We start from the raw sequence: 10,344 nt of genomic DNA, 5'->3' as shown, positions 1-10,344 counted from the left end.
CCCGCCAGCGCCCATGGTAGTGCAGGCCTCGGCCTGTGTGAGAGTAGGCCATCGCCAACATACTCTGTTGATGTTTTTCACCCCTTTTCATTCTCCGTTCCGGTTTGACACATCTTTAGATTCTGAGTACCCTCACGGCAAGAACAATTGCTAAACTTTCTGTTGCTCCGTGCTGTGAGGCGCCTATGTTCACCTGGTCGCTCGCTTTTCACCCTCAGCGCTGGTTGCGCTCTCGTCTATATGCCCTAATCGCTTTGCTCTCTTTCTTGTTGGCGCTCAGTCTGGCCGTGGACGCAGCGCCGCTTTTTGCTCAATCTCCAGTCCATATCGTCCAGCCAGGGGAAACGCTGACGCAGATCGCCGCCCGCTACGGCGTCGCTCTTGAGGCCCTGATGCAGGCGAATCAAATCTCGGAGGCCGACAGAATTTTTAGCGGACAACAATTGATTATCCCCATCTCAGCGCACTCTGCTCAGTCAGTAGATGAGGATGTCATAGAAGAAGCAAATGGCGGGGTGGAAACCACATCCGGCGAGAATCCCTCGGAAGTCGCCGTCGAGCGGAGCGGAAGCGCCATCGCCACCTTGAACCGCACCTATCAGGTGCGAACCGGCGACACGCTCAGCCTGATCGCCTTGCGTTTTGGCGTCGACGCCGACGCGCTGCGGCGTCTTAACCGGCTCCCATCGGTCAATGTCTCATTACGCGCCGGTCAGCAGCTGCTGTTGCCCGCCACCGGCGAAGAGCTTCGACCGCGCACGCCGGACCGCGAGCATCGCGTGCAAGCGGGGGAGACGCTCAGCAAAATTGCCGCCGACTATGGCGTGACGCTGGCTGCCCTTCTGCAGGTCAATCGCATCGCCGACCCCAACACGGTTTATGTCGGCCAACTGCTGATCATTCCTGGCGACAGTCGCGAGCACGGCGGCGCCTCTCGGCAGATCGGCCCCCCGCGCAATGGCTTTTTTTACTACACCGTGCAGCCCGGCGATACAATGTCGACAATCGCTCGCAACTTGAACACGACGATGCTGGCCATTCAGACATATAACAACCTGCCCGACGCCGAAACGGTCTACAACAATATGCAGATCAAAATTCCCTATGGCCCGCCGCCCATCGATCAAGTTTTTCCGCCGGTGCCGATGTCGGGCACGCGGTTTGTGGTCAGCATCAGTCGGCAGCAATGTTGGGTGTACCAGGGCGAGCGGGTCGTTTATGCATGGCCTTGTAGCACCGGCGCCGGTGAACGACGCACCAAGCCGGGCAACTACGCCGTGCAGTCCAAGATTCTCAATGCCAAAAGCAAGGTGTGGAAGCTCGACATGCCCTACTGGCTGGGCATCTACGACGTTGGCCCCTACGAAAACGGCATCCATGGCCTGCCGGTCTCCTGGCAAACGGGCAAGAAAATCTGGTCGGGGCTGATCGGGCAACCCGCCACCTTTGGCTGCGCCATGCTCGGCGACCTGGAGGCGTCGATCCTTTTCCGCATGGCCTACATCGGCATGCCGGTGCACGTGCTCAATTGACAAGTCAATGGAATCACCCGAAAAGCGCTATCCTTCCTGACAACAAATTTTCTGACAATCGGTCACTTCTGACAATCGGTCACCTGGAAAGGCAACCTGGCTGTGGAAACAACCTTCCTCGACGCTTCACCCAAATTGAGAGCAGGCAAATTGCCCCACGCGATGTTGGCTGAATTGTTGCGCACGCTGCCTACTCAGGATCCTCAGCTGTTGCTCGGTCCGATTGTCGGCGAAGACGCAGCCGTCATCGATTTCGATCCGGCCAGCGACCGACTGCTGGTGGTCAAAAGCGACCCCATCACCTTTGCAACCGATCAGATCGGATACTACGCTGTCAACATCTGCGCCAATGACCTGGCCGTGACAGGGGCCACGCCTCGCTTCTTTTTGCCGACCGTCTTGCTACCCGCCGAAAGCGCCGATCTTGAGATGGCAAACGCCATTTTTGAACAGATCGGGCGGGCCTGCCAGAGGCTGAACGTCGTGGTGGCGGGCGGCCACAGTGAAGTGACCCCGACGGTGAGTCAGCCGGTGGTCGCCGGAGCTATGCTTGGAGAGGTGGAGCGTTCGCATTTTGTGCGCAGCGGAGGCAGCCGGCCCGGCGACCTGGTGCTGCTCGTCGGGTGCGTGCCGATCGAGGGGACGAGCATTATTGCGCGTGAAATGCGCAGCTATCTGCTGGTGGAGGGATGGAGCCCAGCGGAGTTGGACGAGGCGGCCAATTATCTTTTCGAGCCGGGCATCAGCGTGCTCGAGCCGGCGCTCGCCGCCGCCCGCGCCGGCCTGGTCACCGCCATGCACGACCCGACCGAAGGAGGGCTGGCCACCGGCGTCCTCGAGCTGGCGATGGCCTCTGAAGTGGGTGTGGAAATCGACCTGGATCAAGTACCGGTGTCTGAGTTGAGCCGACGATTGTGCGCCGCATTCGGCCTTGATCCGCTGGGGACGCTGGCCTCAGGCGCTTTGCTGGCGACGGCGTCTCCATCCTGCGTTGAGCCTCTGCTTCATCTGTGGGAGAGCATGGGGCGCCCTGCCAGGGTGATCGGTCGCATCCTTCCCGCCAACGAAGGGTGTTGGGCAGTCGTGGGTCATCGACGTACGCCCTTCCCCACATTTACGGTGGATGAAATTACAAAATTATGGGCGCCGGATTGATTCTTTTTTGCGCCCACAGTTTCATGCATAAAATTTCTTCTACCACAATGCCAAGTTCGCGCCGCTGAGCCTCCAACAGGTCACGCGCCACAGCGCTTTAAGCATCTACGATTTGCGCTGCGCTGTGGCGTCCCTTCATTAACTCGAACAAATGAAGCTCTCGCAATTCTTCACAAAACGTATTCTTCGCCGCCAATAGCTTCCTGTTGAAGTCAGAGTCTTCAATCCTGGAAGGTTCACCACGGCAAATTCGCTTCTCAATGCGCTACATTGGCGGGATGCAACTCTTACGAATGCAGCAAGATGTGGCATGATGGATAAGGCATGCCAGGCGACAGAATGTAGGATAGTTCGATAGAGGGAACGATAAACAAATAAGATGATTCGACCTCGTTGGCGCAAAGTGATCAGCGACCTTTGGAGCCACCGCATGCGCACGTTGATCGTGTCGCTGGCGGTGGCGGTGGGCGTATACGCCGTCGGCGCCATCATGGCGACGCAGACGCTGATGCTACGCGAGTTCCACAGCGACCGAGAGGAGGCCCGGCTGGCCGACGCCATCGTCTATACGCAGCCTTTCGACCACAAACTCGCCGAACGCATCGAGCAACTGGCGGGCGTGGCGGCGGCGGAAGGAAGGCAGTCGCTGTGGGCGCGCGTTCCGGTCGGGGCGGAGACGCGGCGCACAATTGAGATCATCGCCGTCCACGATTTCGCCGCCATGCGCGTCAACAGCTATCCGCTCGTCGCCGGACGCTGGCCCGACAAGAGAAACGAGATTGCGCTGGAGCATATGGGCCTGCGCTATTTGGGCGTCGCCATCGGCGATCCGATTGTGGTGGAGCTGCCGGACGGCGCGCAGAAACGTTTTGTCGTCACCGGCGCCATGCACGACCCGCGCTATCCCAGCCCGGAGATCACCAACTTTACGGTGGGCGCCGTCACGCCCGCCGGCATGGAGTATCTGGGCGGCGGCGCCCTCTTCACCGAGCTGCTGCTGCGCCTGGAGCCAGAGGCCGGCGACGCGCGCGCCATCGTAGACGCCGTCGAGGAGCGCATCGAGCGGAGCGGACGCGTGATCGTGGGGCGTACGATCGTGGGCAAGTCCATCATCGAGTCGATCGTCAACACGGCGGTGATGATCCTCTCCTTTTTCGGCTGGATGATTCTGTTGCTGTCGGCGTTCCTGGTCGTTAACACCATCTCGGCGCTGATTGCCCAGCAGGTGAATCAGATCGGCATCATGAAGCTCGTCGGCGCCAGCCGCCGACAAATGATGGCGATGTATCTTTCGCTCGTGCTCGTCTTCGGCGTGATCGCTTTCTCCATCGCCATCCCGCTGGCCACGTGGACGGCGCAATATCTGATGACGCACCTGATTCAAGACCTGGTCAACCTCCGTCCGGATAGTCTGGATGCGCCGTTGTGGGTCTATGGGGTGATGGTGGCAATTGGCGTGCTGATTCCGGTGGTCGCAGGGATCTATCCGGTCTGGCAAGGGACGCGCATCACCACCTATGCGGCGCTGAACGAGCTGAACATGCAGACGGGCGCAACCGGCGGCGGATTGTTCGATCGAATGTTGGCGCTTCTGCCGAAGCGTTGGCTGCAACGGCCGCTGTTGCTTGCCATCCGCAACACGCTGCGCCACAAGGGACGGCTGCTGCGCACGATGATCGTGATGACTCTCGGCACGACGCTCTTTATCGCCGTGATCTCGGTGCGCGTCTCCGTCAACACGACGCAGGCGGATTTCCTGCGCTATCACCAGTACGACGTGCAGGTGCAGTTTCAGGAGATGCACCGTATTGCGCGGCTGGAGTCGGCGGCATTGGCTGCGCCCGGCGTGGTCGGCGTCGAAAGTTGGGCGCTGGGCGGCGCCACGCGCGTGCGTCCCGACGGAGTGGAGAGCAACCGCTATCAGGTGGTGGCGCTGCCTGAAGGGTCGAACATGGTCGATCCGATCGTGCAGGTGGGGCGCTGGCTTCAGCCCGGCGACGAGTATGTCGTGGTGCTCAATGCAACGGTGGCGCAGGACGAGCCGGACGTGCGCGTCGGCGACCGCATCACGCTCAAGATGAACGGACGCGAACGGGAGTGGTTGGTCGCCGGCATTGTGGGTTCGGACGCGCAGGGGCCGAAAATTTACATGCATCAAAGCGTCTTCGGCTATGAAAACCGCAGCCCCGATCGCGCCAACAGCATTCAGGTGATCACGGAGGAGCACGATCTGCTCAGCCAAAAGACGATGGAGGCGCTGCTGCTTCAGCACTTCGAGAAGCTGGGCTATGCAGTGCGCTCGACGCGCACGACGCAGACGCTCAACGCCCAGAACGGGCTGATGTTCGACGTGATCGTGGGCTTCCTGATTTTGAACGCAGTGCTGCTCGGCCTGGTTGGCAGCCTGGGGCTTTCGACGACCATGGGCATCAACATGTTGGAGCGCATCCGCGAGATCGGCGTGCTGCGTGCCATCGGCGCCTCTAACGCGGCGCTGCGGCGCATCGTGCTGCTGGAGGGGCTGGCGATCGCTACGTTGAGTTGGCTTGTCGGCTTTGCGCTTTCCTATCCGGTGGCGCAGGTGATGAGCGAGCAGATCGGCGTAGCGCTGCTCGACACGCCGTTGTCGTTCACCTACGCGCTGCCGGCCGCTATTGCGTGGTTTTTTGTGTTGTTGGTGTTGGCCGTCGCCGCCAGCCTGGGGCCGGCCTACAACGCTGTGCGCTTGACGATCCGCGAGGTGTTGGCCTATGAATGAACCGTTGATCGTGCTCAAGGGGGTGAAGAAGGCCTACCGCACGCCCGCAGGGGACTTTTACGCGCTCAAAGGCATCGACCTCGAGATCTGGCCTGGCGAATTCGTGGCGCTGTTGGGACGCTCCGGCGCCGGCAAGTCGACGCTGATCAACATGCTCACCGGCATCGACCGGCCTACGCAGGGCGAAATCTGGATCGGAGGACAGGCGATTCACCGCATGAGCGAAGGCCAGTTGACGCGCTGGCGCGGCCGCGAGGTGGGCGTAGTCTTTCAATCCTTCCAGTTGATGCCCATGCTCACCTGCGCGCAGAACGTGATGCTGCCGATGGATTTCGCCAACCTGTACGGTTCGCCCCGTCGACAATATGCGCGAGCGCTCGATCTGCTGGCGGCGGTGGGCATCGCCGAACACGCCGACAAACTGCCTTCGGCGGTCTCCGGCGGGCAGCGTCAGCGCGTCGCCATCGCGCGGGCGCTGGCGAACGACCCGACCTTCATCGCCGCCGACGAGCCGACCGGCAACCTGGACTCGCGTACGGCGGACGCCGTGTTTGCGGTCTTTCAGCAGTTGGCGGCGGCGGGCAAGACGATCTTCATGGCGACGCACGACCGCGAGCTGGCGTCGCGCGTCTCGCGCGTGCTGCGCATCGAAGACGGCCTGATCGTCGAGGATGTGCGTCTGAAATCGGTTGAGGAGGGACATACGCTTGTTGCTGAAATGGAAGCGTGAACGCGTCGCTGCAGCGCAGCCGACCAATGGTTTTCACACCAACGCCGGGCTCACAGTGCGCCCCATGATTGACCTGCGCAAGGTTGTGAAGGTTTACGAGACGCCAGCGGGGCCGTTTACGGCGCTCAAGGGCATCGACCTGCAAGTCGAGCGCGGGGAATTTCTGGCCATCGTGGGAAAATCGGGCAGCGGCAAGTCGACGCTCATCAACATGTTCACCGGCATCGATCATCCGACGGACGGCGAGGTGATCGTCGCCGACACGCCGATCCGTCGCCTGAACGAAGGCCAGATGGCCGAATGGCGCGGGCGCACGATGGGCATCGTCTTCCAGTTTTTCCAGTTGCTGCCCACGCTCACCGTGGTCGAAAATGTGATGATTCCCATGGACCTGGCGGGCATGTATAGCCTGAGCGAACGCTACGCACGCGCCATGCATCTGCTGGAGCAGGTCGGCATGGCCGACGACGCACACAAGTTCCCCGCCACGCTTTCGGTGGGCCAGGCGCAACGCGCGGCGATTGCGCGCGCCCTCGCCAACGACCCGCCCATCGTGGTCGCCGACGAGCCGACCGGCAACCTCGACACGCGCAACGCCGCCATTGTCTTCGACCTCTTCGTCTCGCTGGCGGAGGCGGGCAAGACGATCGTCATGGTCACCCACGACGACGAGCTGGCAAGGCGCACACAACGCACGGTGACGATCGCCGACGGGCTGATCGTGGATGAAGTGCGGCGCTGAGATTTGTTTGCAAAGGCGAGTTTCGAGCGCAATCGACGCGTGCTGCAATCTTTGTCAACCGGCTGCGGGATGACCGTCTCAGTTCTGTCCTCGATAGGCCCAGCGCACCATGCGCCGTTCAAGCAAGGCGAAGGCGGCGTAGAGCGCTACGCCCATCGCAGCGACCACCAACAGCCCGGCGAAGACCAGCGGCACCTCGAAACGCGAGCTGGCGATGACCATCATGTTGCCGATGCCGCGATTGGAAGCGCCTAGCTCGGCGATGACCGAGCCGACGAAGGAAAGCGTCACCGCCACCTTGAGCGAGGCAAAGAAATAGGGCATGGCGCGCGGAAAACCGATCTTACGGAACATGTCGAAGCGGCTGCCGCCCAGCGACCGCAGCACATCCTGCATCTCCGGCTCAACCGTAGCGATGCCGGTCCCCACGTTGACCGCAATGGGAAAGAAAGCGATCAGAAACGCGATCAGGATGGCGGGCATCGTGCCGACGCCGAACCAGATCACGAAGACCGGCACCAGCGCCGCCTTGGGGATCGAGTTGAAGCCGATCAACAGTGGATAGAGCGCCTTGTACAGCAGCTCGGAGTAGCCGATGAGGGCGCCGAGCGCCACGCCCATCACGATGGCCAGGCCGAAGCCGACCAGCGTCGTGTAAAGCGTCTGCAAGGCGTTGGGCCAGATGGCGCTCTGCCAGCGAAAATAGGTTTCGACCGCCACGCTCGGCCGCGGCAGCACAAATTCGTCCACCCCAAAGACCAGACAGCCCACCTCCCAGATCAGGAAGAAGAGGATAATCGTGACGGTGGGCGGGATCACATCCAGCAATCGTTTTCGCATTTTGTCACTCATGCACGCACCTCGCCGATGCAGGTGTACAGATGATGCACCAGATTCACAAACGCCGGTTCAAAGGTGTTTTCCAGCGTGCGCGGACGCGGCAGATCGACGCTCGCTTCCTGGACCAATCTCCCCGGTCGCTTGCTCATCACATAGACCTTGCTCGCCAGAAAGACTGCCTCGCGCAGGTCGTGCGTGACCAGGATGACGGTGCAGCCGCGATCCTGCCATAAGGTCTGCAGCACGCCCCACAGCTCCTCGCGTGTAAAGGCGTCGAGCGCGGCGAAAGGTTCATCCAGCAGCAAAATCTCCGGCTGATGGATCAGCGCCCGGCAGAGCGAGACGCGCTGCTGCATTCCGCCGGAAAGTTCGTAGGGCGCCTTGTCGGCGAAGCCCTCCAACCCGACGGTGTGCAGAAGATGCAACGCCTGCTCTTCATATTTGCGCCGATTGCGCGCGAACTCCTGACGATGGGGCTGCACGATCTCCAGCGGCAACAGCACATTTTCCAACGCCGTGCGCCAGGGCAGCAGGATCGGATTCTGAAAGGCCATGCCGACGTTCTTCTGCGGCCCTTTGACCGGAGCGCCGTCGATCAGCACCTGCCCTTGCGTGGGCGGCAGCAGGCCGGCCACCAGCTTGAGGATCGTGGTCTTGCCGCAGCCGCTCGGGCCGACAATCGCCACGAACTCCCCTTGCCGGATCGCAAGCGTCACATCCTGAAGTGCGTGGACGTTTCTGCCGTTGCTGACATAGTTGAGCGAAACGCCCCGCAGCTCTACACAAATCGGACTCTCTGTGTTCATATGCATCGTCAATAGCCGCCCCTCCTGCGGCGAAGGAGGGGCGGGGGTTGAAAACGAGCGGCGCGGGAATTACTGGCCGGGCGGCATCCGCTGCTCTTTGGCCGGCAGATATTTGTCGGTGAAGACCTCTTCTGGCGCAGGCGTGGATGGCAGCTCGAAGCCTTCCACCACCAGGTCGATGGCTGTAGCGAGGCGCTCTGGATCGACGGCGCCAAAGCCATTCTGTCGCACCTCGTCGGTCAGGAAGTGCTGTTCGATCACCATCTGCAGCCGCTGGAGTTCGATGTCGGCGTCCACCAGCGGCTCGCGTCGTTTGATCGCCTCGATGGCGGCCGGCGGATCGGCCAGCGTATCTTGCCAGCCGCGCGTCAGCGCGCGCAGGAAGCCCTTGATCGCCTCCTCGTTGGCCTCAAGATATTCCGGAGGAGCCATGACCGCGTTGCCGTAGAGCGGCAGGCCGTAGTCCTTGTACATGAAGGCCACAATGTCTTCCGCCGGAACGTTGTTGCGCAGAAGGCCGAACCAGCCGCTGGCGTAGAACGCAGTGATGGCGTCCACCTCGCCTTTGGCCAGCGAGACCTCGCGCAGCGCCGGCTCCATCGTCACCCACTCGACCGAATCCGGGTCAAAGCCGGTCTGCTTGGCGAAGAGAGGAAAGAGTCGCCGACCTGCATCGCCCGCCGGCGCACCGATCTTCTTGCCCACCAGGTCTTGCGGCGTCTCGATGCCCTTGTCCTTGAGCGTGAAGACGGTCATCGGCGCCGTGTTGTAGACCATGGCGATCGCCAGCAACGCCTTGTCCGGGTTTTTGACGTTGAACTCGATCATGGCGTTGACGTCGGCGTAGCCCATCTCGTACGCGCCGCTGGCGATGCGGGTGACCGTGCCGGCGGAGCCGGTGCCGCGGTCGATCACGACCGATAGCCCCTCCTCGGCAAAGTAGCCTTTTTCTAGGGCCACCAGGAAAGGAGACGAGGGCCCTTCGATTGCCCAGTCAAGAGAAAAACGGATATGCGTCACCTTGGGCCTCGCTGCAGGCGCCGCAACCTGATCGACCGGCAAGGCGGTGCACGCTGAGATCCCTAACACAACTGCAAGCAAGAACAACGTCACCGGATGGAGTTTTTTCATGGAGCGCCTCCTTTCATGACAGGAACTTTGTCGAATTGTGGGTGCAGGGTTCGTCGTTTGATGAACGCGCTGTGAAAGACGGGAACTCGATGGATGGCCTTACCCAATTCGGTTATTTCGAGATTATACATAGAGCGGACATCCGTGCAAACAGACTTTTTCGGAAGGGGGAGCCTTCTATTTTGGATCAAAACAGGCTGTTCTGCATGAGAAGCGCTCCTTTGCAACTGGAATCAGGAAAGAGGTTCGTGAGATTTTACTCAACGGCGCCTGCCTTTCCCATCGGATGTCTGCGCCTCACGCCCGAGTTCATTTTGACAAACGCAAAATCTTTTGATACGCTCCACAACGATTTTTTAGATGGAATATATTCGCAAACCAATCTTTGATTGATCCGAGCTACGGACGATTAGCGTTCAATGGTTTCTCTAGGCGTAGTCGCTCACTTTACATGTTGCTGTTGTTGTTGTGCATGTTGTGTTATTGCGCGCGCCGTGGAGGAGACCACTCGGTCAGTGTGAAGTGTGTCGCTACCTGTGACTGACGCCTCGGCGCCGCCGGGGCGTTTTTTTATTGGTTTCATCGCTTGCTGGAAGCGCCCCGGTCTCCTCAGAACGAGCCGGGGCGTTTGTTTTCCGACACAATTCGGA

General features: G+C 60.8%; 8 protein-coding genes and 1 pseudogene. 6 read left to right on the top strand and 3 right to left on the bottom strand.

Translation table 11 applies throughout. The features are described from left to right. Nucleotides 1-185: 185 nt before the first annotated feature. The 6 genes and pseudogenes from Q0367_RS21035 to Q0367_RS05160 form a co-directional block, all read left to right on the top strand. Nucleotides 186-443, top strand: a pseudogene (locus tag Q0367_RS21035) (LysM domain-containing protein); the annotation flags it as partial. Nucleotides 444-515: 72 nt separating this feature from the next. Further along, the gene (locus Q0367_RS05180) at nucleotides 516-1,532 is read left to right on the top strand and encodes a LysM peptidoglycan-binding domain-containing protein (protein ID WP_297640129.1); all 1,017 of its coding nucleotides are present in this window, start codon (nucleotides 516-518) and stop codon (nucleotides 1,530-1,532) included. Nucleotides 1,533-1,634: 102 nt separating this feature from the next. Then, entirely contained in the window at nucleotides 1,635-2,687 is a 1,053-nt protein-coding gene (locus tag Q0367_RS05175) for an AIR synthase family protein (RefSeq protein ID WP_298981155.1), read from the top strand. A gap of 379 nt (nucleotides 2,688-3,066) precedes the next feature. Next, complete coding sequence (locus tag Q0367_RS05170) at nucleotides 3,067-5,445, top strand: FtsX-like permease family protein (RefSeq protein ID WP_298981154.1); 2,379 nt, start codon at nucleotides 3,067-3,069, stop codon at nucleotides 5,443-5,445. Then, on the top strand, nucleotides 5,438-6,175 hold the full coding sequence (locus Q0367_RS05165) for an ABC transporter ATP-binding protein (RefSeq protein ID WP_297640126.1): 738 nt from the start codon (nucleotides 5,438-5,440) through the stop codon (nucleotides 6,173-6,175). The genes Q0367_RS05170 and Q0367_RS05165 overlap by 8 nt, the downstream gene beginning before the upstream one ends. After that, nucleotides 6,147-6,917, top strand: coding sequence for an ABC transporter ATP-binding protein (locus Q0367_RS05160; RefSeq protein WP_363325836.1), 771 nt, complete (start codon nucleotides 6,147-6,149; stop codon nucleotides 6,915-6,917). The genes Q0367_RS05165 and Q0367_RS05160 overlap by 29 nt, the downstream gene beginning before the upstream one ends. 78 nt (nucleotides 6,918-6,995) lie before the next feature. Here the strand turns inward: Q0367_RS05160 and Q0367_RS05155 are convergent, their stop codons facing one another. The 3 genes from Q0367_RS05155 to Q0367_RS05145 form a co-directional block, all read right to left on the bottom strand. Further along, complete coding sequence (locus Q0367_RS05155; protein ID WP_297640124.1) at nucleotides 6,996-7,757, bottom strand: ABC transporter permease; 762 nt, start codon at nucleotides 7,755-7,757, stop codon at nucleotides 6,996-6,998. Between the two features lie 8 nt (nucleotides 7,758-7,765). Further along, nucleotides 7,766-8,563 carry an ABC transporter ATP-binding protein gene (locus Q0367_RS05150; protein ID WP_297640123.1) on the bottom strand — a complete coding sequence of 266 codons (798 nt, stop codon included), beginning with the start codon at nucleotides 8,561-8,563 and terminating at the stop codon, nucleotides 7,766-7,768. A gap of 69 nt (nucleotides 8,564-8,632) precedes the next feature. Continuing rightward, nucleotides 8,633-9,694: an ABC transporter substrate-binding protein gene (locus Q0367_RS05145; protein ID WP_297640122.1), complete on the bottom strand. Its 1,062-nt coding sequence runs from the start codon at nucleotides 9,692-9,694 to the stop codon at nucleotides 8,633-8,635. Nucleotides 9,695-10,344: the final 650 nt, after the last annotated feature.

Source organism: uncultured Caldilinea sp., assembly GCF_937128415.1.
Classification (GTDB): domain Bacteria; phylum Chloroflexota; class Anaerolineae; order Caldilineales; family Caldilineaceae; genus Caldilinea.
Note: the sequence above shows the minus strand (reverse complement) of the source record. Positions and strands in the feature narration are given on the sequence as shown.

What these genes read in the sequence shown, in the direction of transcription:
- Q0367_RS05170 (WP_298981154.1), top strand. Translation starts at nt 3,067, where the DNA reads ATGATTCGACCTCGTTGGCGCAAAGTGATCAGCGACCTTTGGAGCCAC.
- Q0367_RS05165 (WP_297640126.1), top strand. Translation starts at nt 5,438, where the DNA reads ATGAATGAACCGTTGATCGTGCTCAAGGGGGTGAAGAAGGCCTACCGC.
- Q0367_RS05155 (WP_297640124.1), bottom strand. Translation starts at nt 7,757, where the DNA reads ATGCGAAAACGATTGCTGGATGTGATCCCGCCCACCGTCACGATTATC.
- Q0367_RS05150 (WP_297640123.1), bottom strand. Translation starts at nt 8,563, where the DNA reads ATGAACACAGAGAGTCCGATTTGTGTAGAGCTGCGGGGCGTTTCGCTC.
- Q0367_RS05145 (WP_297640122.1), bottom strand. Translation starts at nt 9,694, where the DNA reads ATGAAAAAACTCCATCCGGTGACGTTGTTCTTGCTTGCAGTTGTGTTA.